This is a genomic window from Mycobacterium sp. E1747 (assembly GCF_001667775.1).
Classification (GTDB): domain Bacteria; phylum Actinomycetota; class Actinomycetes; order Mycobacteriales; family Mycobacteriaceae; genus Mycobacterium.
This window is the reverse complement of the sequence record NZ_LZJI01000124.1, coordinates 1-26437: the sequence shown is the minus strand read 5'-3', so window position 1 is coordinate 26437 and position 26437 is coordinate 1. Positions and strand designations below refer to the sequence as shown.

The window sequence follows — 26437 nt, the reverse complement described above, 5'->3', positions numbered from 1 at the left end:
ATGCGCAGCAGAAGGACCTGGACCAGGCCCTGTTGTCCGCGGCCGGGTTCGGCAACACCGGCGCCGACATCTTCAACCGGGGCGGCCCGTACCTGGCGCGGGGCGCGCAGGACCTGGTGCCCTCGGCCCAGCTGCTGGACACCTACAGCCCGGAGATGTTCTGCGCGGTGCGCAACTACCACGACATCGAGCCGAAGGCGTCGTCGTTCCTGGGCGGCAACGGTTACTCGCTGAACGCCCACACCGAGGCGCTGTCCGGGCTGGGACTGCTGGCCAACCCCGTGTCGGCGGTGGCCACCCTCGCCAGCCTGGTCGGCGGGCTGGCCGGGCTCGTCGGTGGTGCGCCGAACCCGTACACCTACCCCGAGAACCTGCCGCGGATCAACGCGCGCGGCGGACCGGGGGGCGCACCAGGTTGCTGGCAGCCGATCACCCACGACCTGTGGCCCGCACCTGAATTGGTGATAGACAGCGGCAACAGCATCGCGCCGTACAACCACCTCGACACCGGCTCGCCGTACGCCATCGAGTACGTCTGGGGCCGCCAAGTAGGGGACAACACGATCAACCCATGAAAATCACCGGAACCATCGTCAGGCTCAGCATCTTCTCGTTGGTGCTGCTGATCTTCACCGTGATGATCATCGTCGTATTCGGGCAGATGCGGTTCGACAGCACCAACTCGTACTCGGCCGAGTTCACCAATGTCAGCGGGCTGCGGGCGGGCCAGTTCGTCCGCGCCTCGGGCGTGGAGATCGGCAAGGTCGACACGGTCGAATTGGCCGACGGCGGCAAGCGGGCGAGGGTCAAGTTCAACGTCGACCGCTCGGTGCCGCTGTACCAGTCCACGACCGCGCAGATCCGCTACCTCGACCTCATCGGCAACCGCTACCTGGAGCTCAAGCGCGGCGAGGGGGAGGGCGCCGAGAAGGTGCTGCCGCCGGGTGGCTTCATCCCGATGTCGCGGACCTCGCCGGCGCTGGACCTCGACGCCCTGATCGGGGGGTTCAAGCCGCTGTTTCGTGCGCTGGACCCGCAGAAGGTGAACACCATCGCGACCGCGCTGATCACGGTGTTCCAGGGCCAGGGCGGCACCATCAACGACATCCTCGATCAGACCGCGCAGCTGACCAACCAGCTCGGCGAGCGCGACCAGGCGATCGGCGAGGTGATCAAGAACCTGAACATCGTCCTGGACACCACGGTTCGGCACCGGCAGCAGTTCGACCAGACGGTCAACAACCTGGAGGTGCTCATCACCGGGCTCAAGGATCACGGTGACCAGCTGGCGGGCGGCACCGCGCACATCAGCAACGCCGCCGGGACGGTCGCCGATCTGCTGGCCGAGGACCGCGGGCTGCTGCACAAGACCCTCAACTACCTGGACGCGATCCAGCAGCCGCTCATCGACCAGCGCGATGGGCTCGACGACTACCTGAAGAAGGTGCCCACCGCGTTGAACATGATCGGGCGCGCCATCGGCTCCTACGGCGACTTCGTGAACTTCTACGCCTGCGACATCACCCTGAAGATCAACGGGTTGCAGGCCGGCGGCCCGGTCCGCACGGTCCGGCTCTTCCAGCAGCCGACGGGTAGGTGCACCCCGCAATGAGGACACTCGAACCACCCAACCGGGTTCGCATCGGGGTGATGGGCATCATCGTGACGCTGCTCGTCATCGGCGTCGGTCAAAGCTTCACCAGCGTGCCGATGCTGATGGCCAAACCGCACTACTACGGCCAATTCAGCGACACCGGCGGTATTGGCGTCGGCGACAAGGTGCGCATCGCCGGTGTGGACGTCGGCAAGGTCGAGGCCATCAATATCGAAGGCGACCACATCCTGGTCAAGTTCAATATGGGCACCGCGACCATCGGCACTGAGAGCCGGCTGGCGATCAAGACCGACACCATCCTCGGCAAGAAGATTCTGGACGTCGAGGCCCGTGGGAATCAGAAACTGAGGCCCGGCGACTCGTTACCGATCGGTCAGAGCACCACGCCCTACCAGATCTACGACGCGTTCTTCGACGTCACGAAGGCCGCCCAGGGGTGGAACATCGACACGGTCAAAGAATCGCTGCACGTGCTATCGCAGACCATCGACCAGACCTACCCCCACCTGAGCGCGGCGCTGGACGGCGTCGCCAAGTTCTCCGACACCATCGGCAAGCGCGACGAGCAGGTCAAGCACCTGCTGGCCCAGGCCAACCAGGTGGCCAGCATCCTCGGTGACCGCAGCGACCAGGTCGACCGCTTGCTGGTCAATGCGAAGAACCTGCTGGTCGCCTTCAACGAGCGGGGCCAGGCCATCAACGCGTTGCTGGCGAACGTCGCCGCCTTCTCCGAACAGGTCAAGGGCTTCATCAACGACAACCCGAACCTCAACCATGTGCTCGAACAGTTGCGCACGGTGAGCGACATCTTGAAGGAACGCAAGGACGATGTCGCCGCGGGGCTCACCGAGGTCGGCAAGTTCCTGCCGTCCCTGAACGAGGCGATCGCGTCGGGACCGTTCTTCAAGGTGGTGCTGCACAACCTGGCGCTGTACCAGATCATTCAGCCGTGGGTGGACGCCGCGTTCAAGAAGCGCGGCATCGACCCGGAGAACTTCTGGCGTAGCGCCGGGCTGCCCGAATTCCGGTGGCCCGACCCGAACGGCACCCGCTTGCCCAACGGGGCACCGCCGCCGGCACCCCCGGTGCTGGAGGGCACCCCGGAGCACCCGGGGCCGGCCGTTCCTCCCGGATCGCCCTGCTCCTACACCCCGGCCAACCCGGGCGGCAACGTCACCGTCGGCGACGAAGGTCTGCCGCGGCCGTGGAACCCGCTGCCGTGTGCCGGCGGGGGCATCGGACCGTTCGGCGGCCCGGGCTTCCCGGCGCCGGTCGACGTGATGACCTCGCCGCCGAACCCGGGCGGTCTGCCGCCGACCCCGGGCATCCCGATCGCCGGGCGGCCTGGCGACCCGCCGCCGGACGTCCCGGGTACGCCCGTGCCGTTGCCGACGCAGGCACCGCCGGGCGCGCGTACCGAAAACCTGGCGCCGGCCGGGCCGACGCCGCCGCCGTCGACGTTCGCGCCGGGCTTCCCGCCGGGACCGGCGGCCCCTCCCGGACCGGGCAATCAGCTGCCGGCGCCCTTCATCAACCCGGGCGGAACGGGCGGCAGCGGCGCTGCCGGGGGAGGTAGCCAGAATTGAGCACCGCCTTTGACATCCGCAACATCCGGCTACCAAAGCTGACCCGGGCGACGGTGATCATCGGATCGCTGGTGATCGTGCTGGCCTTGGTCGTCGGGTTCGTGGGCTGGCGGCTGTACGAGAAGCTGACCAACAACACCGTGGTGGCCTACTTCCCGGCGGCCAACGCCCTCTACCCGGGCGACAAGGTTCAGATCATGGGGTTGCGGGTGGGCGCGATCGACAAGATCGAGCCGGCCGGCGACAAGATGAAGGTCACCTTCCACTACGAGAACAAGTACCGGGTTCCCGCCAACGCCAACGCCGTGATCCTGAACCCGACGCTGGTGGCGTCGCGGGCCATCCAGCTGGAGCCGCCCTACAAGGGCGGCCCGGTGCTGGCCGACAACGCCGTGATCCCCGAGGAGCGCACCCAGGTCCCGGTGGAGTGGGACCAGCTGCGCAACAGCATCACGAACATCATCTCCAAGCTGGGCCCCACGCCCGAGCAGCCAACCGGCCCCTTCGGTGAGGTCATCGAGTCCTATGCCAACGGGCTGGCCGGCAAGGGCAAGGAGATCAACACGACGCTGAGCAACTTGTCACGGGCGTTGACCGCGCTCAACGAGGGCCGCGGCGACTTCTTCGCTGTGGTGAAGAGCCTGGCGCTGTTCGTCAACGCGCTGCACAAGGACGACCAGCAGTTCGTCGCGCTGAACCAGAACCTGGCCGACTTCACCACCCGCCTCGCGCACAACGACACCGACCTGGCGAACGCGATCGAGCAGTTCGACGGCCTGCTGTCCACCGTGCGCCCGTTCTTGGACAAGAACCGCGGGGTGCTGACCTACGACATCAACAACCTGGCCACGGTGACGAACACGATCCTGCAGCCGGACCCGCTGAACGGGCTGGAGACCGCGCTGCACGTGCTCCCTACGGCCGCGGCGAACATCAACCAGATCTATCACCCGTCGCACGGGTCGGTGGTCGCCATCCCGGCGATCACCAACTTCGCCAACCCGATGCAGTTCATCTGTAGCTCGATCCAGGCGGGCAGCCGGCTGGGCTATCAAGAGTCCGCCGAGCTGTGCGCGCAGTACCTGGCGCCGATCCTCGACGCCATCAAGTTCAACTACCTGCCGTTCGGCGCGAACCTGTTCAGCACCGCCGAGACCCTGCCCAAGGAGGTGGCCTATTCCGAGCCGCGCCTGCAGCCGCCGAACGGATATAAGGACACCACCGTGCCCGGCATCTGGGTCCCGGACACCCCGACGTCACACCGCAACACCCAGCCCGGCTGGATCGTCGCGCCCGGCATGCAGGGCCAGCAGGTGGGGCCCATCACGGCAGGACTGATGACCCCGGACTCGCTGTCCGAGCTCATGGGCGGCCCCAACATCGCCCCCGTCCAGTCCAACCTGCAGACGCCGCCGGGACCGCCGAACGCGTACGACGAGAACCCGATCGTGCCGCCCATCGGCGTGAACGCGCCGGTGCCCATCCAGCCGCCGCCGCCCGGGCCAGGCGTGGCCCCCGGTCCGGTCGCCCCGACACCGGCGCCGGTCGCGGCACCCGCGCCGAACGCGGGTGGGCCTGCGGTCCCGGCTGACATCGGGGGTGGCCAGTGAGCGTATTGCGAAGGCTGATCCCGCCGATTCGCCGCGGGTCCTGGCAGGCGCTTGTCCTGCTGGTGGCGGCGCTGGTGCTGAGTTCGTGCGGCTGGCGCGGCATCTCCAACGTCGCGATCCCCGGCGGTCCGGGCAGCGGCTCGGGCGCGATGACGATCTACGTGCAGGTGCCGGACACCCTGGCGATCAACGGCAACAGCAAGGTGATGGTGGCCGACGTCTTCGTCGGGTCGATCAAAAAGATCGAGTTGAAGAACTGGATCGCCACCCTGACGCTGGGCGTCGACAAGAACACCAAGCTGCCCAAGAACGCGATCGCCAAGATCGGCCAGACCTCGCTGCTGGGTTCCCAGCACGTCGAGCTGGCCGCGCCGCCGAACCCGTCGCAGGAGTTGCTGAAGAGCGGCGACACGATTCCGCTGAAGAATTCCTCGTCGTATCCCACCACCGAGCAGACGCTGGCCAGCCTGTCGCTGATCCTGCGCGGCGGCGGCATCCCCAACTTGGAGGTGCTGCAGAACGAGGTCTACAACATCTTCAACGGGCGGGGCGAGGCGATCCGGTCCTTCCTGGGCAAGCTGGACACCTTCACCAGCCAGGTCAACCAGCAGCGCGATGACATCACCCACGCGATCGACTCGACGAACCGGCTGCTCACCTATGTCGGTGCTCGGGCCGACGTCCTGGACCGGGTGCTGACCGACATCCCGCCGCTGATCAAGCATTTCGCTGACACCAAGAACCTCTTGATCAATGCCGTCGACGCCGTGGGCCGGCTGAGCCAAGCCGCCGACCAGTACCTGTCGGAGGCGCGCGGGCCGCTGCACACGGACCTGCAGGCGCTGCAGTGCCCGTTGAAGGAGCTGGGGCGCGCCTCGCCGTATCTGATCGGCGCGCTGAAGTTGATCCTCACCCAGCCGTTTGACATCGACACGGTGCCGAAGATCTTCCGGGGTGACTACATCAACATCTCGCTGACGCTCGACGTGACGTACAGCTCCGTCGACAACGCGTTCCTCACCGGTACCGGATTGTCCGGCGCCCTGCGCGCGCTCGAGCAGTCGTTCGGGCGTGACCCCGAGACGATGATCCCGGACGTGCGCTACACGCCGAACCCGAATGATGCGCCCGGTGGGCCACTGGTGGAAAGGGGGGACAGGAATTGCTGACTCCTTTCATCAGACGCCAGCTGATCGCGTTCGGAATCCTGACGGTCATCTCGCTGCTCGTGCTCGGGGTGTACTACCTGCAGCTCCCGAGCCTGGCCGGCATCGGTCGCTACACGCTCAAGGCCGAGCTGCCCGCGTCGGGGGGCCTCTACCCGACGGCGAACGTGACGTATCGCGGCATCACCATCGGCAAGGTCACCGACGTCGAGCCGACCGAGCGTGGCGCCGAAGCGACGATGAGCATCGACAGCCGCTACAAGATCCCGATCGACGCGACGGCCAACGTGCACTCGGTCTCGGCCGTCGGTGAGCAGTACCTGGACCTGGAATCGACCGGGAATCCCGGCAAGTTCCTGTCGGAGGGCCAGACGATCACGAAGGGCACGGTGCCGGCCGAGATCGGGCCGGCGCTCGATACGGCCAACCGGGGGCTGGCCGTGCTGCCCAAGGACAAGATCGGCCAACTGCTGGACGAGACGGCGCAATCCGTGGGCGGCCTAGGCCCCGCGCTGCAGCGGTTGGTGGACTCCACGCAGGCGATCGTCGGCGATTTCAAGACGAACATCACCGACGTCAACGACATCATCCAGAACTCGGGGCCGGTGCTGGACAGCCAGGTCAAGTCGGGTGATGCCATCGAACGCTGGGCGCGCAACCTGAACCGGCTGGGCGCGCAGTCGGCGCAAGAGGATGCGCACGTGCGAAGTGTGCTGCGTCAGGCGGCGCCGACGGCCGATCAGGTCAATGACGTGTTCAACGATGTGCGGGAGTCGCTGCCCCAGACGCTGGCGAATCTGGAGGTGGTGTTCGACCTGCTCAAGCGCTACCACACCGGCGTCGAGCAGGTCCTGGTGTTCCTGCCCCAGGGCGCGTCGATCGCCCAGACGGTGGCCGCGCCGTTCCCGAACATGGCGGCGCTGGACCTGGCGTTGTCGATCAACCAGCCGCCGCCCTGCCTGACCGGCTTCATTCCGGCATCGGAGTGGCGGTCCCCGGCTGACACCAGCATGCAGCCGCTGCCGTCGGGCACGTACTGCAAGATCCCGATGGACACCCCGGCCAACAGCGTGCGCGGTTCGCGCAACATCCCGTGCACGGACGTCGAGGGCAAGCGGGCGGCCACACCCCGGGAGTGCCGCGACCCGAAGCCGTACGTGCCCGCGGGCACCAACCCCTGGTACGGCGACCCCAACCAGATCGTGACCTGCCCCGCACCGGCGGCGCGCTGTGACCAGCCGGTGAAGCCCGGGCAGGTGATCCCGGCGCCGTCGATCGACACCGGGCTGAACCCGGCACCTTCGGACCGGGTCTCCGGGACGCCCCCGCCGACCAGCGACCCGTTGTCGCGCCCGGGGTCGGGTACCGTCCAGTGCAACGGCCAGCAGCCCAACCCGTGTGTCTATACCCCCGGCGGGCCTCCGGTGGCGACTTACAGTCCCCAAAGCGGTGAACTGGTAGGGCCAGATGGAGTTAAATACTCCGTCGAGAACTCGGCCAGAACAGGAGACGACGGATGGAAGGAGATGCTGGCACCAGCCGGCTGAACCCCCCGCCGATGCAGAAGTTTCGTCGTCTGCGCGCACGGCGTCCTCAAAACCAGGACCCGGCGGGCGCCGTCGACCCGATCGATTCCGACGCAACGCCCGAGGATTCCGCAGCACCCGACGATGTCATCGAGCCGGCGGAAACCGAGAACGCGACCGAGCAGGCCGCCCCCGAGACCGCGGCCGACGAGCCGCCGGCGCCCGATGTCGGCCCCGGCGAGGCGGTCGATCGTCGGCCGTCGCGGCTGGGTCGCGGCTGGTTGGTCGGCATCGCGACGGCGCTCGTGCTGTGCGCCGCCGGCGTCGGTGCCGGCGGTTACTTCGCGTTGCGCTACCACCACGAAAGCCAGGCGATAGCCCGCAACGACGCCGCGGCGCTCAAGGCGGCCGTCGACTGCGTCTCGGCGACCCAGGCGCCCGACACCAACGCGATGGCGGCGAGCGAGCAGAAGATCATCGACTGCGGCACAGACGCTTTCCGCTCGCAGGCCCTGCTGTACACCAGCATGCTCGTCCAGGCGTATCAGGCGGCCAACGTCCACGTCCAGGTGTCCGACATGCGGGCCGCCGTCGAACGCAACAACGCCGACGGCTCGGTGGAGGTGCTGGTCGCGGTCCGCGTCAAGGTCGCCAACGACCAGACGCAGAACGAGACCGGCTACCGACTGCGAGTGAAAATGGCTCAGGCCGAAGGCCAGTACAAGATAGCCAAGCTCGACCAGGTGACGAAGTGACGGTGGTGGTCGACAAGCCACCGGCCACGGCCGTCCAGCAGTCCCCACGGACTACGTTGGCGCCCTGGCACATTCGCGCCGGGGCGCTCGCGGTCGACGTCGTGCCCGGTGCCGCGGTGGTGGCCACGATGGCGGTGACGTGGTTCACCGTCCCGCCCAACGGCGTGTGGTGGTGGCTGTGCATCGCGGTCATCGGCGTCGCCATCCTGCTGGTGTTGGTCAACCGGCTGCTGCTGCCGACCATCGTCGGCTGGAGCCTCGGGCGGGCGCTCTTCGGCATCGGGGTCGCGCGACGCGACGGCGAGCCGGTCGGGCCGTGGGGCCTGCTGCTGCGCGACCTGGCGCACCTGCTCGACACCGTCTCGGTGGTGGGATGGCTTTGGCCGCTGTGGGATTCGGGCCGCCGCACCTTCGCCGACATGCTGCTGCGCACCGAGGTGCGCCGTGACGAAACGGCCGAGCCGTCGTTCAACGCGCGGCGGTGGACGACGGTCCTGGTGGCGACCGCGGCGGCGCTGTGCATCGCCGGTGCGGCGATGAGCTACGCGGCGGTGTTCGCCCCCGACCGGGCCACCGACCGGACGCGGGCACAGCTCGACACGCAGGGGCCGAAGATCGTCGCGCAGATGCTGACCTACGACCCGAAATCGTTGCACGACGACTTCGCCCGCGCCCTGTCGTTGGCCACCGACAAGTATCGGACCCAGCTGGCCGCCCAGCAGGACATGGTGCAGAAGGGCAACCCGGTCATCAACGAGTATTGGGTGACCGACCACGCGATCCAGTCGGCGGCCCCCGATCGGGCGACCATGCTGATGTTCATGCAGGGGCGCCGCGGTGCGGCGCCCGACGAACGCTACATCTCCGCCACCGTTCGGGTGACATTCGTCAAGGGCGGCGGCGACCGGTGGCTCGTCGACGACCTCACGGTGCTGACCAAGCCCAAACCGGCGGGGGCCGGGAAGTGAGCCCGCGCCGCAAGTTTCGGCCCGGCGAGGGGCCGCTGCTGGTGGCGCGTCCGCTACCGCCGGGGCGGCCGTGGGGCCTGCCGCTGGCCAGCGCCGTCGCCGCGGTCTTCATGGCGGCCGCGATCGCGGTGTGCAGCCTGATGCTCGTCGACCATGAATCCCGCGAACGCGTCGCGTCGAAGAATCGCGAGGTGCTCAGCTACGTCACCGGCTTCATGACGCAGTTCACTTCGATCGACCCGTTTCACGCCAACGACTACGTGACGCGGGTGCTGGGCCAGGCGACCGGCGACTTCGCCAAAGAGTACCGCGAGAAGGCGAACGAGATCTTGTTGCAGGTGGCCCGCGCCGAACCGGCCACCGGCACCGTACTGGACGCGGGGGTGGAGCGATGGAACGATGACGGCAGCGTCACCACGATCGTGGCCACCGCAGTGAGCTCCAAATCACCTGACGGTAAAGAAGTTTGGGAAAACGCCAATCGGTGGACGGCGACCGCCACGCGGGAAGGAAAGCAGTGGAAGATCAGCAACCTACAACAGGTGATCTGACCGCCGACGGTAGCGTCGCCGAATCGGACGAGGCGGCGACCGAAGAGCGCGACGAGGCCGGGCCGGCCGGCGAAACGGCCTCCGCAGCCGAATCCCCGGAGGCCGACGGTGACGCCGAGGCCGCCGAGGACCAACCCCCCGCTCGCAAGCGGCGCAAATTCCTGGCCGGCAAGCGGATGGCCATCACCGTGGCCGTGGCGGCCGCGTTGTTCGTCGGTTCGGCGGCGTTCGCCGGCGCGACCGTGCAGCCGTACCTGAGCGATCGGGCCGCTGCGGCAACGAAACTCAAGGTGGCGCGCACCGCGGCCAACGCGATCACCACGCTGTGGACCTACACGCCGGAGAACATGGACACCCTCGCCGACCGTGCGTCGGGCTACCTCAGCGGTGATTTCGAGGCGCAGTACCGCAAGTTCGTCGACGCCATCGTGGCGCCCAACAAGCAGGCCAAGATCACCAACCACACCGACGTCACCGGCGCGGCGGTCGAATCGATCGACGACGCCAATGCCGTCGTCATCGTGTACACCAACACGACGTCGACCAGCCCGCTGACCAAGAACGTGCCGTCGTTGAAGTACTTGTCCTACCGGCTGTTCCTCAAGCGCGCGCAGAGCCGCTGGCTGGTGACCAGGATGACGACCATCACGTCGCTGGATTTGACGCCGCACGTCTAGCGCGGTCTGCTACGACCCATGGCCGTTACCTCGCCGGTGTCGGAGCGATCGACCGTCACGGCCCTGTTGCTGCTGACCTTCGCCACCGGCCTGGCGGACTCGATCAGCATCCTGGTGCTCGGGCACGTGTTCGTCGCGAACATGACGGGAAACGTGATCTTCCTTGGCTTTTGGCTGGCGCCCCGAACGAGCATCGACCTGACCGCGGTCGTCGTGGCCCTACCCACGTTCGTGTGTACCACGATCCTCAGCGGCCGGATATCGCGGCACTTCGGCGACCGGACGCGGCGGTGGATCACCACCGTATTGGCAACGGAGATCACCCTTTTGGTGGCGCTGGCGATCCTGGCGGGCGCGGGTGTCTTGCGGTACCACGACAACACCAAGCTCATCATGATCGGCCTCCTCGCGGTCACGTTCGGCTTGCAGCACTCGAGCGCCCGTCAGTTCGGCATCCAGGAGCTGTCCACCACGGTGTTGACGTCGACCATCGTCAGCCTCGGTCTGGACAGTCGCCTGGCCGGTGGCTCGGGTGCCCGTCAGACGTTGCGGCTCAGCGTCGTGCTGACGATGTGCGCCGGCGCGTTCCTGGGGGCGTCGATGTCGCGCTTCGTCGTCGCGCCGGTATTCGCCGTTACGGCGGCGGTGGTGGCGGCCAGCCTGCTGATCTTCCGGTTCGGGCCCAGCTAGTTGAAGGCCAGCCAGCTGGGGAGCGCCCGCTCGTGCGAGTCGCACAGCACCTGGCGGGTGTCGCACGACCCGCGCGGCGAGCCCGCGCCGGCCCACATGCCGCCGGTGTCGCGTCGCAGCACGATGGCCGACGACCCGCCCCCGTCGAGCAGGATGGCGTTGTCGCTGCCCAGCCCGCGGAACAGGTCCTGCATGTTGTCCGGGGTGTAGCTGCCGCCCTCGAAGATGTACATCTCGTCCTTCTGCCGCGAGTACGCCAAAGCCGTTCGCGCGGCGCTGGGCCCGCCGTCGTGCAGCTGACCGGTCTGGCCGGGCGCCAGCAGCCCGATTCCGGATACCGCGACGAACCGCTCGTTCTTGTTGAGCAGGTCCTCGACCACCGGGGTGGCGGAGTCGTAGTCGCTCTTGCTCCTGGGCCACACCACATAGGGCGCCCCGCCCGACGGCAGGATCATCGTCGTCAGGACGCTCCAGCTTTCACCGCCGCCCGACAGCCCCTGCTTGCCCGGGTACGCGACAGTGCCGGTGACGGCCTGGTTGGCGCGGCCCTGGCCGTTGGTGTTGTCCACGAAGGCGCCGAGCGGCGAGCTGCAGCCGGTCTGCCGCCATGAGCCGCCCTTCTGCCCGCGCACGTCGAAGAAGTTGGCGTTGATCGCGATCGTGGGCTGGCCCATCCGCTGCCACGCCTGCAGCGGCGCATAGAGTTCCGAGGCTTGCCAGAGTCCCTCGCCGGTGCGGGCGCCGGGGTTGTTCTCGCAGCGTGCCTGGTCGCCCTGATGGGTGTCGACCAGCAGGTGGGGCGAGAGCCGACCCGCGGCGTTCTTGATGATCATCAGGTGGCCGCCGTTGTTCATCTCGTACCAGCTGCCGCCGGCATTGAGCATCGGTGCGGGATGGCCGGGGCCGAAGTTGTAGACCAGGTAGGAGCCCTTGGTGGTGTTGATGGCGTTGGCCAGCAGGTCGCGGCCGTCGGCGGCGTGCGCGACCGGCTGCCCGGTGGTGCACGCGAGGGCGACGCCGGCGACGATGGCCGTGCAGCCGGCCACCAGCCGGCGCAAGCTGGCGCCTCGGGTCAGCACGATCACCCTTTCCGCCCTAATCTGGATGCAACAGCAACATCATCAGTCACATCCGTCACACTGTCAATCTAGGTAACGGGCCGATGACGCTTGGGCGGCGGTCGAATTACGTTTGCTCGCTTGCGCTTTCGCTTGGGGCTTCCGCTTCGGTGGCGACACCCGGCCGATCGTGCTTGCCTTGTCGCGCCTTGTGCTGGGCTTGGTGTTCCATGGCGATCGCCATCTCGACGGCACCCGGAATCCGGTGGAATCCCTTGCGGTCGTACAGGTGTGTGACGATGCCGCCCAGCAGCAGTCCGATCACGAGGCCGATCGTCGTCAGGGTCAGCGCCTGCGAGATCCCGGTGTCCGCGTGCCCCTTGAAGTACAGCAGCGACCGGGTGCCCAGGAAGACCTGGTGCATGGGCTCGAATTCGGCCAGCCAACGGAAGAACGTCGGCGTCGCCTCCAGCGGCACGGTGGCGCCGGCCGAGGGCAACCCGAGGATGACAAAGATCAGCATGCTGACCAGCAGGCCGCCGGTGCCCAGCACGGAGAGCAACGAACTGGAGGTGATGCCCACCGCGGCGATCGCGAACACCCCGTACGCCCAGAGTTGCCAGCCGAGGTCGATGGGCATGCCGAGCCCGTGGGCGATAGCGATGTAGACCGCTGAGGTGAGCAAGCCCAGCAGCACCATGATTGCCCACTTGAGCAACAGCGTCTGAAATCGCGAAATCCTGACCTGCTCGGCGAAGCGATACACGGGCCCGAATTCGGCCGGTACGTAACCGAGTAACGCGTCGACCAGGGTGCTGACCACGATGCTGCCGGTGAATCCCGCGAGCAGCAGCAAGAGCGCGTAGTAGAAGGCCGACAGCCCGTTGCCGGTGCCGTCGGGCAGCGGGTTGTACACGGTCGACTCGATCTCGATCGGTGTGGAAAGGCCCTCTTCGGCTGCCCCGGCCAACGGCGCGCCGCCGGTCTGCGCCTTGACCTGGGCGAGGAGTCGTTCGCCCACTTCACCATTCGCCTCGCCCATCGCCATGTTGAGCGTCTGGGCGGCGATGCTGGAACCGAGCGTGCCGGCCCGCGGATTCGTCGAGATCGTGATCACCGGCCGTTCCGCGGGACCCGGCACCACTGCGCTGGCGCCCAGATCGCGCAGCTTCGACGAGAAGCTGGGCGGTATCAGCACCGAGCCGTACACGTGCCCGGTGTTCAACTCGTGCTTGGCGGCGTCGCGACCGAGCACGCGGACGTCGAACTTGTTCTTGTCCAGGCCGTTGACCAAGCGGCCGGTGAGTTCCGCGCCCGCCGGACCGGCATCCTCGTTCACCACGGCGATCGGGAAGTGCCGCAGGTTGGTCATCGGGTTCAAGATGCCGCCGAGGTAGAGCGCGCACAACGCCGACATCAGGGCCAGCGTGATGACCAGCGGCGCAGCCCAGAACCGCACGGTCCGGACCGCCTTGATGTTCCGGTTGGGGTTGGGCGCCGCGTGCTGCGGCCGCGATTGAGACATGCCGGCTCCTGTCTGTCACGCTCACTCTATGGGCTCGCGGCGCCCAGTTCCGCGTGCATTTCCCAGACCAGTAGTTCGGACGGCTCGTTCGCCGTCACCCGTGTGCCGCCGGCATCGGTGAACCGAACGGCGTCACCCTCGCGCAGGTCGCCCACAGCCTCGCAGGTGACTACGCCCCGCGCCGCAAAGAGGTGCAGGTAGGGTGCCTGGGGGAGCATCACCGCGTCACCGGCCCCCAATCGCGCGGCGTGCAGCGCGGCGCTGCGGTTATGCAGGGCGATCGCCCCGTCCCGGCCGGGGATACCTGATGCGATCGTCACAAGCCTGCCGTCCAGCACTTCCGCATCGATCTCCTGCTGTTGATAGCCGGGGGCGATGCCTGCGTCGTCCGGCACCACCCACATTTGCACGAAATGCACTGGCTCCGTGGATGAGTCGTTCTCCTCCGAATGCAGGATTCCGCTGCCCGCCGACATGCGCTGGGCCAGACCCGGGTAGATGACGCCGTGGTTGCCGAGGGAATCCCGGTGTGCCAATCGACCCCGCATGACCCACGTCACGATCTCCATGTCCCGGTGCGGGTGCGTGCCGAATCCGGTTCCGGGCGCGACGATGTCGTCATTGTTCACTAGCAGCACACCGTGGTGGGTGTTGTCCGGGTCGTAGTGATCACCGAACGAGAAGGAGTGCCGCGACGTCAGCCAGGGCGTCGTGGTGACGGCCCGCGTGTCGGCTCGCCGAACGTCCACCTGGGCAGCCATGCGCCCAGCCTAATCTCCCCGGCGAGGTCAGGACACGGTCGCGGCGAGCATCCCCTGGGCGTGCCGAAGCGCGGCATCGAGTTCGGGCAGCGTCAGCGCCGCGGAGCGGCCCAGGTGGATCTCGATCTGATACTCGGGCTGGCCGTGCGGGCCGAAGATCGGCAGCACCACGAATTCGGCTGCGGACAAATCGGTTTCGAGCGCATCGGTGACGGACTGCAGCGTCACCATCGTCATCAGGGTGGTGAGCTGGCGGGTCACCCGCGCCGTCGGCTCCAGGGACGCCAGCACCTCCGCGAGCCGATCGTGCAACGACTGGTTGGTGTCGTCGAACCGCCACGCGCCGTACCCGCGGGCGCGAATGTCGGCGAGCACCCGTTGGTGTTCGACGACTTCCGCCCGGGTCAGCCGTGGCAGCACCCGATGCAGCCAGGCCTCGACGAATTCGTCCTCGCGCCAGGCCATGGCGACCAGGCCGAACGGCGGGTCGATGGGGAAGCGCTGGCCGACGGCCTGCCCGCCGTCAGTCCCGTGACCGACGGCGTCCACGGTGGTCAGGTGCCGCCCGCCGATTCTCGACATGGTGCAGCCCCCGCCGAGCGAGTCGTGCAGAAACCGCAGGGCGTCGCGGCCCCGGTCCAGCAGCGGGAACTGCGCCCGCAGCCCGTGCACGAGCCCGAACAGACCACTGCCCAGCACGTAGCGGCGGTCGCCGCGGCGCGCCACCCAGGCGCGTCGTTCCAGTTCTGCCAGCACGAGGGCGCAGGTGGACGTGCTGATCGCGCAGCGCTTCGCCACCTCGGCCGACGTCAGACCCGTCGGCGAATCCGCAAGCGTGGCAAGGACATCCATGACGCGACCGGTGGGCGGCGATTTGACGGTTGACGTAGCGATGTCCACCTCCCTACCATCCGTCCAAATTATAAATATATACGTCCTAATATTAGGAGACGATCCGCGGTGATCAAGGTTGGAGTGTGGGGGCCGGGTTCGATGGGGGTGATCGCGCTGCGTGGCGTGATCGACCACCCGGAGTTGGAGCTTGTCGACCTGGTCGTACACAGCGACGCCAAGGCGGGGCGCGACGCGGGGCAGCTGTGCGGGATCGCGCCGGTCGGGGTGACGGCCACCCAGGACCCGTCGGCGCTGCTCGCGGGCGACGCCGACGCGGTGGTGTACGCCGCCGGCGCCAACCTGCGGCCGCTGGAGGCCGTGGGGGACATGGTCTCGATCCTGCGCGCCGGTAAGAACGTGGTGTCGTGTTCTGTTGTGCCGCTGGTCTTTCCCGACGGTGTCGACGCGGCGTTAACCGACCCGTTGCGGCAGGCCGCCGTCTACGGCGGCGCGTCGTTCTTCACCACCGGCATCGACTCCGGGTTCGCCAATGACGTCCTGCCGCTGGTGCTCACGGGCGTCTCGCGGGTCATCGAGTCGGTGCGGGTGACGGAGATGTTCAACTACGCCACTTACCCGGATCGGGCCGCGGTGTACGAGATCCTGGGATTCGGCAAGCCCCCGGAGTACCAGGCGTTCGCCGCGCAGCCGGGAATATTCACCTTCGGCTGGGGGCCGGTCCTGCATCAGCTGGCCGCCGGTCTGGGCGTCAAGATCGACGACATCGAGGAAAGCAACGAACGCCTTCCCGCCGCCGAGTCCTTCGACACACCCACCGGCCACATCGCCGCCGGGACGATCGCGGCCATGCGCTCCACGCTGACCGGATATGTCGGCGGCAAGCCAACTTTCGTCCTTGACCACGTCACCCGGATGCGCGACGACCTCGCGGCGGACTGGCCCCAGCCCCACATCTCGATCCCGCCGAAGGACCTCGGCTACGGGCAGGCCTCGGGGCGCGGGCTCTATCGGGTGGAGATCGAAGGATCGCCCAGCATGCGGTGCGAATTCGAGATGGCCGAAGACCACGACCACGATCTGGGCGCCCGCATCGCGGGCGCCTCGCGGATGGTCAACGCCATCCCGGCGGTGTGCGCGGCCCCGCCCGGGCTGCTCTCGGCGCTGGACCTGCCGCTGGTAACCGGGGCGGGACTGGTCCGTCCGGTGCCGGGGCCGCCGCCGGATAGTCGGCTGTTCTAGGCCCCGTCGGGGGGATACGTCGCGTCGGCGAGCGCCAGGATCTCGGTGCGATCCGCCGGCAGGATGAAGCCAGAGTCGATGGCCGCATCGAGCGCGCCGGTGAAGCGTTGCAGGTACTCGGTCTTGCCGCCCGGGTACAGGCGGCGCACCGTGTCGCTGTCGAAGGGTTCACCGGACCCGAAGATCGTGGCCATCAGGTTCTCGTCCGTGGTGAGGCCGGACGTGCGGGCGATCGGTACGTCGACCCAGGGGCTCCGAATGCCGCCCCGGGCAAGGCCGTTGGCGTCGAGCACGAGCTGGGGCGACTCGGCCTCGCGCATGGCTATCGGCGCGGCGGAGGGCGGCGCGTTCCCGGTGCGGACCCACCCGTCGAGCGCCGCGAGCGCCGCCTGCAGAACGTAGTGGTGCTGCGGACCGAAGTTGATGTAGTGATCGAGTTGCTGACCCATCAGCATGTTCGTCGGCGCGTAGGCGGCGACGACGTCGGCGAGCGGCGCGGAGCCGGAGTCGATCGGCGCCACCTGAATGGTGTAGTTGTCGGCGTGCGCGGCGCCGGGAATCTCCCAGACCCACAGCGAGTCGTTGTCGGGCTGTCTCGCCGAGTAATAGCCCAGCGGGACATGGCCGAACAGATCGGTTTCGGTGATGACCGTGAGCAGCGGGACGCGCAAGTCCGGACGGAACTTCACCGCCTGCTGCGAACCGGGGGAGGACTCCAACCCCTCGATCAGCGAGGCCCCGTCCAGTGGGCCGGCGGGCCCGAACCGGGAGTGCACCAGGAACCCGTCGTAAACCCGGGCGAGCGGATCGACGGCGTTGACGTAGGTGGTGAGGAACATCGCCGATTGCGACTCGCCGATCCCGATGACGCGTTGCGGATGCAGCCCGCCCAGGATGCCGTCGCCCCGATCCCTGACGAGTTCGCCTGCCTGAGAGAAGATGTCGAACGCGAAGGCGTCGCCCGGGTGGTGCAAGCCGCCGTAGCGGGCCGGATCCTGCGTCTTCAGGGACATGTCCATGCCGAGCAGGCTGGCGCCGCCGTCAATCCCCACCTTCTGCGCCGAGACGGCGACGTAAGCGTAGCCCGCCCGGACGATTTCACGGTGCGCCATCATCCAGACGGCGGGCGCGTCGATGCCGCCGCTGACGTTGAGCCACTCGACCAGCGCGGTGCCGTTGAAACGGGCCGGCTCGGTGGGGGTGATCGCTACGATCCGAGTCGTGTAATCGGCTGTGCCGCTGGGTTTTACGTCCCAACGACCATCCGGGCCGAGTTCGCCCTTCGGGGCGTAGGACGACGCCGTGCCGGAGATGAAGAACTCTTCGGCGGCGTAGCCGACGCTGCCGATGTCGAAGGCGCCCAACAGCAGAAGCGCCTTTCCCGACGCGGGTGTGACGTCGATGTATGTCATAGCGCCTCCGGCAGCCCGAACTTCGCGAACAGCTTCTCGTCGAGGAACGCGACCACGTGTGACACCGTGTCGCCGCGCACGTCGAGCACGTGCAGCTGGAAGGGCAGGTGCCGATCACCGGCGCGCATGTACATGGCGGCGCCGGGCTGGCCGTTGGCGATCACCGGCAGCAGGCGCATGTCGCCGGGGTCCTCGGCGGGGCAGTGCTGGTGAATGAGGGTGATGATGTCCCGCGCACCCCGATACCAACCGGCGTACGGCGGCATCTCCCAGATGGCCTCTGCGGTGAACAGCTCGACTAGGCGGTCGATGTCGTAGGCCTCGAAGGCGGCGATGTAGCGCGCCAGCAGGTCCTGGGTTTCCGGGGAATCCGGTGCCGCCAACCGGTCGCCTGCGCTGGGCCCGACGGCGTCCAGCTGGGACCGGGCGCGCTGCAGCAAACTGTTGACGGCGGTTGTGGTGGTGCCGATCGCGTCGGCCACTTCGGCGGCCTTCCACTGCAACACGTCGCGCAGCAACAGCACCGCCCGCTGCCGGGCCGAGAGGTGTTGCAGCGCAGCGACAAACGCCAACCGGATCGACTCACGCGACCCGACGATGACCGACGGGTCGGCCGGATCATTCGTCAGGTCGGGGAGCGGTTCCAGCCAGGGCACCTCGTGCCGTTCGTGCAGTTCGGCGGTCGGGTCGGAGCTGGGGGCGCCCAACCCGGTCGGCAGCGGCCGGCGTTGCCTGCCCTCCAGCGCGCTCAGGCAGGTGTTGGTGGCGATGCGGTGTAGCCACGTCCGCATCGAGGACTTGCCCTCGAACCGGTCGTAGGCCTTCCACGCGCGCAACAGCGTTTCCTGCACCAGATCCTCGGCGTCGTGCACGGAGCCCGTCATCCGGTAACAGTGGGCCAGCAGCTCGCGGCGGTACGGCTCGGCCTGCGCCGAGAAGTCACCGCCGCCCGGGGGGACGAGGTCGGAGTTTGCGGCGTTTTGGGCAAGCAGTCCCACGATGGGAGAGCCTACGACAGTGTCGGGCCGGGCGACCTGCACCGGGAGCCATTACGCTGCCCGTAATGACTAGGACTGTGCAGTGAACCGAGCCGAACGGAACTTCGACGGATTCGGTGGAGTGCGCATCGTTTACGACGTCTGGACGCCGGACACCGCGCCGCGGGCGGTGGTCGTGCTGTCGCACGGCTTCGGCGAGTATGCCCGCCGGTACGACCACGTGGCGCAGTGTTTCGGTGCGGCGGGCCTGGTTACCTACGCGCTGGACCATCGTGGGCACGGCCGTTCGGGTGGCAAGCGAGTGCTGGTACGTAACATCTCCGAGTACACCGCGGACTTCGACAGCCTGGTGCGGATCGCCACCCGCGAGCACCCCGGCCTCAAGTGCATCGTGCTCGGGCACAGCATGGGCGGCGGCATCGTGTTCGCCTACGGCGTCGAACGGCCCGACAACTACGACCTGATGGTGCTGTCGGGGCCCGCGGTGGCCGCCCAGGATCAGGTGTCGCCGCTGATGGCGCTGGCCGCCCGGGTGCTCGGCGCCGTGGTGCCCGGACTGCCGGTGCAGGAGCTCGACGTCGACGCCATTTCCCGGGACCCGGAGGTGGTGGCGGCCTACAAGAGCGATCCGCTGGTGTACCACGGGAAGGTTCCGGCCGGCATCGGCCGCGCCCTCCTTCAGGTTGGCGAGACCATGCCGCAGCGGGCGCCGGCGCTGACGGCGCCGCTGCTGGTGGTGCACGGCTCCGACGACCGCCTGATCCCGGTCGCGGGCAGCCGGCGCCTGGTCGAGTGTGTCGGGTCCACCGACGTCGAACTGAAGGTTTACCCCGGCCTCTACCACGAGGTCTTCAACGAGCCGGAGCGTGACCAGGTGCTGGGAGACGTGGTCTCCTGGATCACCGCCCGGCTCTGAGGCGGAAGTGTCGTAAGGCTGCCGTATTTTGGCGCATATGACCCGCGCCGACGACGATGCAGTGGGGGTACCTCCCGCTTGCGGGGGAGAGGAGTGGCGCCATTGACCGACGACAAGATGCTGGCTCGGATCGCCGCGCTGTTGCGTCAGGCCGAGGGCACCGACAACCCGCACGAGGCGGAGGCATTCATGGGCGCCGCGCAGCGGTTGGCGACGGCGTCCTCCATCGACCTTGCGGTGGCGCGGTCCCATGCGGCGAACCGCACGCCGGCGCAGGCCCCGACGCAGCGGACCATCACCATCGGAGAGGCCGGCACCAAGGGGCTGCGGACCTACGTGCAGCTGTTCGTGTTGATCGCGATGGCCAACGACGTGCGCTGTGACGTCGCGTCGAATTCGACGTTCGTCTACGCCTACGGGTTTGCCGAGGACATCGACGCCACCCACGCCTTGTACGCCAGCCTGGTGGTTCAGATGGTGCGGGCGTCGGACGTCTACCTCGCGTCGGGCGCGCACCGTCCGACGCCTACCATCACCGCGCGGCTGAACTTCCAGCTGGCCTTCGGGGCGCGCGTGGGCCAGCGCTTGGCGGAGGCCCGTGACGAGGCCCGGCGCGAGGCCACCAAGGACCGCCGTCGCCCGCCGGGCACGGCGATTGCGCTGCGCGACAAGGACGTCGAGCTGCACGACTATTACCGCAGCGCGTCGAAGGCGCGGGGCACGTATCAGGTCAGCCGGGCGACGGCCGGCTATTCCTCGGCCGCCCGGCGCGCGGGGGACCGGGCCGGTCGTCGGGCGCGGCTGGGCAGCAGCCCCGAACTCCCCGGCGCACGCACCCCGTTGGGCCGGTGACCCCCGGGCGCTCCGCCAAGAGGGACTCCCAGCGCGCCAAGGTTTACGCGGCCGAGGAGTTCGTCCGGACCCTGTTCGACCGTGCCGCCGAGCACGGGTCACCCGCCGTGGACTTCTTCGGCGCGCAGCTCACGCTGCCGCCGGAGGGAAGATTCGGCTCGGTTTCCGCTGCGCAGCGCTATGTTGACCAGGTGCTTGCGCTGCCGGCGGTGCGCCGGCGTTGGCCTTCCGCCCCGCCGCTGCGGGTGCGGCCCCGACGAGCTGCGACCGCGGCCCACTACGAATTCCGTGATGGCGCGGGCGTTATCGCGGTCCCCGACCGCGATACCGCCGACTGGGCGCTGCGCGAACTGGTGGTGCTTCACGAGGTCGCCCACCACCTGTGCCAGGCCGAGCCACCGCACGGACCGGAATTCGTCGCGACGTTCGGCGAGTTGGCCGAGCTGGTGATGGGCCCCGAGGTCGGGCACGTGCTGCGCGTCGTCTACGCCAAAGAGGGTGTGCGGTGACGTCTTTCGGCGACGATGCGGACGCCCGCGCGCGAGGTCGAGGCCCAGCTGTCTTGCACCAGGTTTGACTGCCTTGACCTGAACGTCACCGGCGGGGACACGGTGACCGCCAGCTTCGGCGTGGTCAACGCGGGCGACCGGGCGGGGTCCGACGTCCCGCAGCTGTATCTCACCGACGCCCCCGACGGGCATGCCTGCGGCTGCTGGGATTCGAACGGGTCGAGCTGGAACCGGGGGCGAGCCGCCGGGTGACTGTCGAGGCGGACCCGCGCCTGCTCGCCCGCTCCGACGGCGGCGTGGGACGCTGGCGCATCGGCGGGGGCGGCTATCAGGTGGCGGTCAGCACGTCGGCGGTCACACCGCGGCTGACCGCGACCGTCGAGCTGGCCTCGCGTACGTTCGGATGCTGATTGCGGCGCGCCGGCCACGTCGAGTCGTGCGTTCCGGGCTTTGGCTGTGCGCTCAGGTCTTCCTACCCCGGCGTATCGCCGCCCTGGACGCACGCTCGACGTGGGCCTCAGGTGGCGCGGACTAGGTGACCGGGGTCAGCGCGTTGCCGCAGGTGCAGCGGTACGGCTCGCCCGACCCCGAGCAGTGGCAGGGAACCTCGATGCGAACGCGACACCCGCAGCCCTCGTGGCCGCAGGTCAGCTCGGTGCCTGCTTCGTAATTTGCCATTTCACTCACCCATTTCTCTGTTGTGATCCCTTTCGGCTGTGGTCGACCACGCTGCCCACTATATACCCCCCATGGGTATCGGGTAAATGGCCGTGACCGGTCCGATACCGCCGCCGGCGGCGCCGCGCCGCGCGGCTAGCTTGGTGTCATGACTCAGAACCCAACGCCCCAAGATGTCGACGACTTTCTCAACGACACCGTGATCGGTGACGATCCGGCGCTGAGCGCGGCGGTCGAGGCCAGCGACGCGGCCGGCCTGCCGCAGATCGCCGTGTCGGCCCAGCAGGGCAAGTTTCTGAGCCTGCTGGCCGGGACCGTTCATGCGCGCCGCATCCTCGAGATTGGCACGCTGGGCGGCTTCAGCACCATCTGGCTGGCCCGCGGCGCCGGCCCGCAGGGCCGGGTGGTGACCCTGGAATTCGAGCCCAGGCACGCCGAGGTGGCCTGGGCCAACCTGGAGGGCGCGGGCGTCGCCGACCGGGTGCAGGTCATCGTCGGCGCCGCCCTGGACACGTTGCCCACATTGGACGGCCCGTTCGACATGGTGTTCATCGACGCGGACAAAGAGAACTACGTCGCCTACCTGGACTGGGCGGTCCGGCTGGCCCGCCCCGGTGCAATCATCTTGGCGGACAACGTCATCCGCGGAGGACAGATCCTGGACCCACAGCACAATGCGCAGGCGGAGGCCGTCCGCGAGACGTTAGAGCTGATGGGCCAGCACCCGCGACTGGATACGGCCGTGATCCAAACGGTCGGGGCCAAGCAATGGGACGGCTTCGCGCTCGCGCTGGTGCGCTAACGCGGGCTGAGGTCGGCGACCGCCTGCGCGGCGGACCTGAGTTCGCCGATCCGCAGCGCGGTTTCGCCGGCATACAGGGCGGCGCTGTCCACCCACGCGTCGGGCGTTCCGGCAAGCGGCGCGAGCGGCGTGAGCAACGGCCGGGCCGGTGACTGTAAGCGCATCAGCGCGCCGGCGTCGAAGTAGCCCAGTGCGGCCATCGGGCGGCTCACCGCATTGATGGCCGCCGGCAACGCCTTTGCCGAGCCGTCGGCGCGGCACCAGCGCTGCGTCGCGGCGTTGGGCACGACGCGATGCCGCAACGGCCAGCTCAGGCCGAACAGGTTGGTCTCGATTGTCTTGTCCGCGTGGGCAACGCGTCGCTGATACTCCCGGTTGGCGTTTGCCTCATGCGTCATCAGGAAGCGCGTCCCCGCGACGACGCCGCTGGCACCCGCGGCCAGGGCGGCGCGGGTATCGGCGCCCGTGGCGATGCCGCCGGCGATAAACACCGGACGGTGGCCGGCGACCGCCAGCGCCTGCGGCAGGAATTGCAGCGCCGGCATGGTTCCGACCAGGTGGCCACCGGCCTCGCGCCCCTGAGCGATCAAACCGTCGGCGCCCCAACCGATAGCGGCGCGGGCCTGTCCGGAGGTGCCGACCATCACGAAGACGAAAATGCCGGCTTCGCGCAGGTGCTCTACGAGACCCCGCTTCTCACCGAAGGCCAGCACGACGGCGTCGACTCGGGCGCCGACGCAGACCGCGACGTGGCCGCGATGAACGAAGTGCAGCAACAGGTTTACCGTGACCGCGCGGCCCGGCGCCCGCTCGCGCACCTCGTCGATGGACGCGCGCAGCCGGCGCGGCGTGGCGATACCCAGGGTGCCCAGGCCGCCGGCCTCGGCGACCGCGGCGGCCAGCGTGGCGCCCGCCAGGCCACCGCCCATGCCGGCCTGCGCAATCGGAACGTCCAGCCGCAGGCGATCCGCGATGTCCACGTCTTACCACGCTACGCGGCCTCGAATCGGGCTGTGATCGAGCGTAATCTTGACAACAGATGGATGGGTGCAGCCGGCTCAAAAGGCTTGCTGCATAACAGAAAGGTCACAAAATGAGTACAGTCCATTCATCAATCGATCACCACCCCGACTTGTTGGCTCTGCGCGCGAATTACGACCGCGTGGCCGAGTCGATGAGCGCGCACGTCACCTTCGGGCTGGCGCTGCTGACGGGCCTGTACGTGGCCGCGTCACCGTGGCTGGTGGGATTCAGCGCCACGGGAGCGCTTGCCACGTCCAACCTGATCGCCGGGATCGCCGGGGCCTTCTTGGCGTACGGGTTCGCCACGGCGCTCGACCGCGCCCACGGGTTGACCTGGACGATGCCGGTGCTCGGCGGGTGGGTCATCGCGTCGCTGTGGATCCTGCCGGGCGTCGCGCAGACCGCCGGCATGATGTGGTCGAACGTGGTCGCGGGTGCGTTGCTGACCCTGTTGGGCCTCAACGCCACCTACTTCGGCAGGCGCACACGCGCGGCGTCCAACCCCGCATAGATTCCAAACCTGTTGAGCGAGGCGGCGATCGGGGCTAGCCGCAGACCGCACCGTTCGCCGCCGTACTCACCAGCTTGACGTACTTGGCCAGTACGCCCGTCTTGTAGCGCGGCGGAGGCGGGGTGAAACCCGCTCGCCGGGAATCGAATTCACTCGCGTCGACCAGCACGTCCAGGGTGCGACTCGCGACGTCTAGGCGAATCGGGTCGCCGTCGCGCAGGAAGGCGATCGGCCCAGCGTCGACCGCCTCCGGGGCGATGTGCCCCACGCACAGCCCGGTCGTGCCGCCGGAGAACCGGCCGTCGGTGAGCAACAGCACGTCCTTACCCAGGCCGGCGCCCTTGATGGCGCCGGTGATGGCGAGCATCTCGCGCATCCCCGGGCCGCCCTTGGGGCCCTCGTAACGAATCACCACGGCGTCGCCCTTGGTGATCGTCCCGTCCTCGAGGGCGTCCAGCGCGGCGCGCTCGCCATCGAAAACCCTTGCGGTGCCTTCGAACACGTCAGAGTCAAAGCCGGCCGACTTGACCACCGCGCCCTCGGGCGCCAGCGATCCGCGCAGGATGGTGATCCCGCCCGTCGGGTGGATGGGATTGTCCAGCGCCCGCAGCACCTTGCCGTCCGGGTCGGGCGGGTCGATCGTCGACAGGTTCTCGGCCATGGTCTGGCCCGTCACCGTCAGGCAATCCCCGTGCAGCAGACCGGCATCCAGCAGCGCCTTCATCACCACAGGCACGCCGCCGATGTGGTCGACGTCGAACATCACATGCTTGCCGAACGGCTTGACGTCGGCCAGGTGCGGCACCTTCGACCCGACCCGGCTGAAGTCCTCGAGCGAGAGCTTCACGTCGGCCTCGTGCGCGATGGCCAGCAGGTGCAGCACCGCGTTGGTCGAGCCGCCGAACGCCATCACCACCGCGATCGCGTTCTCGAAAGCCTCCTTGGTGAGAATGTCGCGGGCGGTGATGCCGCGCCGCAGCAGTTCGACGACGGCCTGGCCGCTGCGGCGGGCGAAACCGTCGCGGCGGCGGTCGGTCGCCGGCGGCGCGGCGCTGCCGGGCAGCGACATGCCTAGGGCCTCGGCGGCGCTGGCCATGGTGTTCGCGGTGTACATGCCGCCGCAGGCGCCCTCGCCCGGACAGATCGCGCGCTCGATGGCGTCGACGTCCTCGCGGGGCATGAGGCCGCGTGCGCAGGCCCCGACCGCTTCGAACGCGTCAATGATGGTGACCTCACGCTCGCTGCCGTCAGACAGCTTGGCCACTCCCGGCAGAATCGAGCCGGCGTAGAGGAACACGGCCGCCAGGTCGAGGCGCGCCGCCGCCATCAGCATTCCGGGCAGCGATTTGTCGCAGCCGGCCAACAACACCGATCCGTCGAGGCGCTCGGCTTGCATCACGGTTTCGACACTGTCGGCGATCACCTCGCGCGACACCAGGGAGAAGTGCATCCCCTCGTGGCCCATCGAGATGCCGTCGGAAACCGAGATGGTGCCGAACTCGAGCGGGTAGCCGCCGGCCGAGAAAACGCCCTCCTTGACGGCTTTGGCCAGCCGGTCCAGCGGCAGGTTGCACGGCGTGATTTCGTTCCAGGACGAGGCCACCCCGATCTGCGGCTTGACGAAGTCCTCGTCACCCATGCCGACCGCCCGCAGCATGCCTCGCGCGGCGGCCTTCTCCAGGCCGTCGGTTACGTCACGACTGCGCGGCTTGATGTCGGTGACTCCGGTCGCATCGCTTGTGGTGGCCATCCTGCAAGTATGCGTGAACAGGCCGGACGGCAATTGTGCGGGTCATACCCGGGCGGGGTATAAAGTGGATTCGGGACGCCGGCCCCGCCACGGGCGGGGGGCGCCGATGGGCAGGGTGAAGGACGAGATGACGAACGCGCACGGATATTCGCAGCAGAAGGACAACTACGCCAAGCGGCTGCGCCGCATCGAGGGCCAGGTGCGCGGCATCGCGCGGATGATCGAAGAAGACAAGTACTGCATCGACGTCCTCACCCAGATCAGCGCCGTCAACAGTGCGCTGCGGTCGGTCGCCCTGAATTTGCTCGACGAGCACCTCAACCACTGCGTCACCCGGGCCGTGGCCGAGGGCGGCGACGACGCCGACCAGAAGCTCGCCGAGGCCTCCGCCGCCATCGCGCGTC

Annotated in this window: 27 protein-coding genes and 1 pseudogene; 19 read left to right on the top strand and 9 right to left on the bottom strand. The window is 68.3% G+C overall.

Features of this window, described 5'->3' with window-relative positions:
• The 11 genes from A5695_RS12405 to A5695_RS12355 all read left to right on the top strand — a co-directional run.
• On the top strand, positions 1-575 hold a 575-nt coding region (locus A5695_RS12405), incomplete at its 5' end, for an MCE family protein (RefSeq protein ID WP_197515468.1).
• Positions 572-1612 (top strand): virulence factor Mce family protein, encoded by a 1041-nt coding sequence (locus A5695_RS12400; protein WP_068081804.1) that lies wholly within the window; start codon positions 572-574, stop codon positions 1610-1612. The genes A5695_RS12405 and A5695_RS12400, both read left to right, overlap by 4 nt.
• Positions 1609-3201, top strand: a complete 1593-nt coding sequence (locus tag A5695_RS12395) for a virulence factor Mce family protein (RefSeq protein ID WP_068081801.1) — start codon at positions 1609-1611, stop codon at positions 3199-3201. The genes A5695_RS12400 and A5695_RS12395 overlap by 4 nt, the downstream gene beginning before the upstream one ends.
• Positions 3198-4811 (top strand): virulence factor Mce family protein, encoded by a 1614-nt coding sequence (locus A5695_RS12390; protein ID WP_068081798.1) that lies wholly within the window; start codon positions 3198-3200, stop codon positions 4809-4811. Before A5695_RS12395 ends, A5695_RS12390 begins: the two co-directional genes overlap by 4 nt.
• Complete coding sequence (locus tag A5695_RS12385; RefSeq protein ID WP_068081795.1) at positions 4808-5980, top strand: virulence factor Mce family protein; 1173 nt, start codon at positions 4808-4810, stop codon at positions 5978-5980. Before A5695_RS12390 ends, A5695_RS12385 begins: the two co-directional genes overlap by 4 nt.
• Positions 5974-7524: a virulence factor Mce family protein gene (locus A5695_RS12380; RefSeq protein WP_068081792.1), complete on the top strand. Its 1551-nt coding sequence runs from the start codon at positions 5974-5976 to the stop codon at positions 7522-7524. The genes A5695_RS12385 and A5695_RS12380 overlap by 7 nt, the downstream gene beginning before the upstream one ends.
• A complete protein-coding gene (locus A5695_RS12375; protein WP_082946033.1) occupies positions 7494-8258 on the top strand; it encodes an Mce protein in 765 nt (254 codons plus the stop codon). Before A5695_RS12380 ends, A5695_RS12375 begins: the two co-directional genes overlap by 31 nt.
• The gene (locus A5695_RS12370) at positions 8255-9226 is read left to right on the top strand and encodes an RDD family protein (protein ID WP_068081789.1); all 972 of its coding nucleotides are present in this window, start codon (positions 8255-8257) and stop codon (positions 9224-9226) included. Before A5695_RS12375 ends, A5695_RS12370 begins: the two co-directional genes overlap by 4 nt.
• Positions 9223-9777 (top strand): mammalian cell entry protein, encoded by a 555-nt coding sequence (locus tag A5695_RS12365; RefSeq protein WP_068081785.1) that lies wholly within the window; start codon positions 9223-9225, stop codon positions 9775-9777. Before A5695_RS12370 ends, A5695_RS12365 begins: the two co-directional genes overlap by 4 nt.
• Positions 9744-10454, top strand: coding sequence for a mammalian cell entry protein (locus A5695_RS12360; RefSeq protein ID WP_068081782.1), 711 nt, complete (start codon positions 9744-9746; stop codon positions 10452-10454). The genes A5695_RS12365 and A5695_RS12360 overlap by 34 nt, the downstream gene beginning before the upstream one ends.
• An 18-nt stretch (positions 10455-10472) precedes the next feature.
• On the top strand, positions 10473-11144 hold the full coding sequence (locus tag A5695_RS12355) for a YoaK family protein (protein ID WP_068081779.1): 672 nt from the start codon (positions 10473-10475) through the stop codon (positions 11142-11144).
• On the opposite strand, the gene A5695_RS12350 is transcribed toward A5695_RS12355, so the two are convergent.
• From A5695_RS12350 to A5695_RS12335, 4 genes are all read right to left on the bottom strand, one after another.
• Positions 11141-12250, bottom strand: coding sequence for a phosphodiester glycosidase family protein (locus tag A5695_RS12350; RefSeq protein WP_156749604.1), 1110 nt, complete (start codon positions 12248-12250; stop codon positions 11141-11143). The genes A5695_RS12355 and A5695_RS12350 overlap by 4 nt on opposite strands.
• 79 nt (positions 12251-12329) lie before the next feature.
• Positions 12330-13727, bottom strand: coding sequence for a YhgE/Pip domain-containing protein (locus A5695_RS12345; RefSeq protein WP_068081777.1), 1398 nt, complete (start codon positions 13725-13727; stop codon positions 12330-12332).
• Positions 13728-13753: 26 nt separating this feature from the next.
• The gene (locus A5695_RS12340) at positions 13754-14488 is read right to left on the bottom strand and encodes a pirin-like bicupin family protein (RefSeq protein WP_068081774.1); all 735 of its coding nucleotides are present in this window, start codon (positions 14486-14488) and stop codon (positions 13754-13756) included.
• A 27-nt stretch (positions 14489-14515) separates the two neighbouring features.
• The gene (locus A5695_RS12335) at positions 14516-15340 is read right to left on the bottom strand and encodes a MarR family transcriptional regulator (RefSeq protein ID WP_068081772.1); all 825 of its coding nucleotides are present in this window, start codon (positions 15338-15340) and stop codon (positions 14516-14518) included.
• Between the two features lie 108 nt (positions 15341-15448).
• Between A5695_RS12335 and A5695_RS12330 the strand changes: the two genes are divergently transcribed.
• The gene (locus tag A5695_RS12330; RefSeq protein ID WP_082946032.1) at positions 15449-16582 is read left to right on the top strand and encodes a dihydrodipicolinate reductase; all 1134 of its coding nucleotides are present in this window, start codon (positions 15449-15451) and stop codon (positions 16580-16582) included.
• On the opposite strand, the gene A5695_RS12325 is transcribed toward A5695_RS12330, so the two are convergent.
• Both A5695_RS12325 and A5695_RS12320 read right to left on the bottom strand, forming a co-directional pair.
• Entirely contained in the window at positions 16579-17994 is a 1416-nt protein-coding gene (locus A5695_RS12325; protein WP_068081767.1) for an alpha/beta hydrolase domain-containing protein, read from the bottom strand. The two genes, A5695_RS12330 and A5695_RS12325, sit on opposite strands and share 4 nt — an antisense overlap.
• The gene (locus tag A5695_RS12320; RefSeq protein WP_068081764.1) at positions 17991-18992 is read right to left on the bottom strand and encodes a sigma-70 family RNA polymerase sigma factor; all 1002 of its coding nucleotides are present in this window, start codon (positions 18990-18992) and stop codon (positions 17991-17993) included. Before A5695_RS12320 ends, A5695_RS12325 begins: the two co-directional genes overlap by 4 nt.
• A gap of 82 nt (positions 18993-19074) precedes the next feature.
• Between A5695_RS12320 and A5695_RS12315 the strand changes: the two genes are divergently transcribed.
• From A5695_RS12315 to A5695_RS30250, 4 genes and pseudogenes are all read left to right on the top strand, one after another.
• Positions 19075-19908 carry an alpha/beta hydrolase gene (locus A5695_RS12315; protein ID WP_068081761.1) on the top strand — a complete coding sequence of 278 codons (834 nt, stop codon included), beginning with the start codon at positions 19075-19077 and terminating at the stop codon, positions 19906-19908.
• A gap of 102 nt (positions 19909-20010) precedes the next feature.
• The gene (locus A5695_RS12310; protein ID WP_068081758.1) at positions 20011-20760 is read left to right on the top strand and encodes a DUF2786 domain-containing protein; all 750 of its coding nucleotides are present in this window, start codon (positions 20011-20013) and stop codon (positions 20758-20760) included.
• Positions 20757-21269, top strand: a complete 513-nt coding sequence (locus A5695_RS12305; RefSeq protein WP_068081756.1) for a TIGR04338 family metallohydrolase — start codon at positions 20757-20759, stop codon at positions 21267-21269. Before A5695_RS12310 ends, A5695_RS12305 begins: the two co-directional genes overlap by 4 nt.
• A gap of 48 nt (positions 21270-21317) precedes the next feature.
• A pseudogene (locus A5695_RS30250) lies at positions 21318-21679 on the top strand (fibronectin type III-like domain-contianing protein); the annotation flags it as partial.
• 121 nt (positions 21680-21800) lie between these two features.
• On the opposite strand, the gene A5695_RS27555 reads toward A5695_RS30250, so the two are convergent.
• A complete protein-coding gene (locus tag A5695_RS27555) occupies positions 21801-21947 on the bottom strand; it encodes a metallothionein (protein ID WP_082946034.1) in 147 nt (48 codons plus the stop codon).
• A 148-nt stretch (positions 21948-22095) separates the two neighbouring features.
• On the opposite strand from A5695_RS27555, the gene A5695_RS12295 reads away from it, so the two are divergent.
• Positions 22096-22749 carry an O-methyltransferase gene (locus A5695_RS12295; protein WP_068081748.1) on the top strand — a complete coding sequence of 218 codons (654 nt, stop codon included), beginning with the start codon at positions 22096-22098 and terminating at the stop codon, positions 22747-22749.
• On the opposite strand, the gene A5695_RS12290 is transcribed toward A5695_RS12295, so the two are convergent.
• Complete coding sequence (locus A5695_RS12290) at positions 22746-23729, bottom strand: nitronate monooxygenase (RefSeq protein ID WP_068081744.1); 984 nt, start codon at positions 23727-23729, stop codon at positions 22746-22748. The genes A5695_RS12295 and A5695_RS12290 overlap by 4 nt on opposite strands.
• A 113-nt stretch (positions 23730-23842) precedes the next feature.
• Here A5695_RS12290 and A5695_RS12285 point away from each other — a divergent pair, with 113 nt between their 5' ends.
• Entirely contained in the window at positions 23843-24283 is a 441-nt protein-coding gene (locus tag A5695_RS12285) for an SPW repeat protein (protein ID WP_068081741.1), read from the top strand.
• Positions 24284-24317: 34 nt separating this feature from the next.
• On the opposite strand, the gene ilvD is transcribed toward A5695_RS12285, so the two are convergent.
• Positions 24318-26033, bottom strand: coding sequence for a dihydroxy-acid dehydratase (gene ilvD, locus A5695_RS12280; protein ID WP_068081739.1), 1716 nt, complete (start codon positions 26031-26033; stop codon positions 24318-24320).
• 127 nt (positions 26034-26160) lie between these two features.
• On the opposite strand from ilvD, the gene A5695_RS12275 reads away from it, so the two are divergent.
• Positions 26161-26437, top strand: a 277-nt coding sequence (locus tag A5695_RS12275; RefSeq protein WP_068081808.1) for a metal-sensitive transcriptional regulator, incomplete at its 3' end; no start/stop codon positions are given.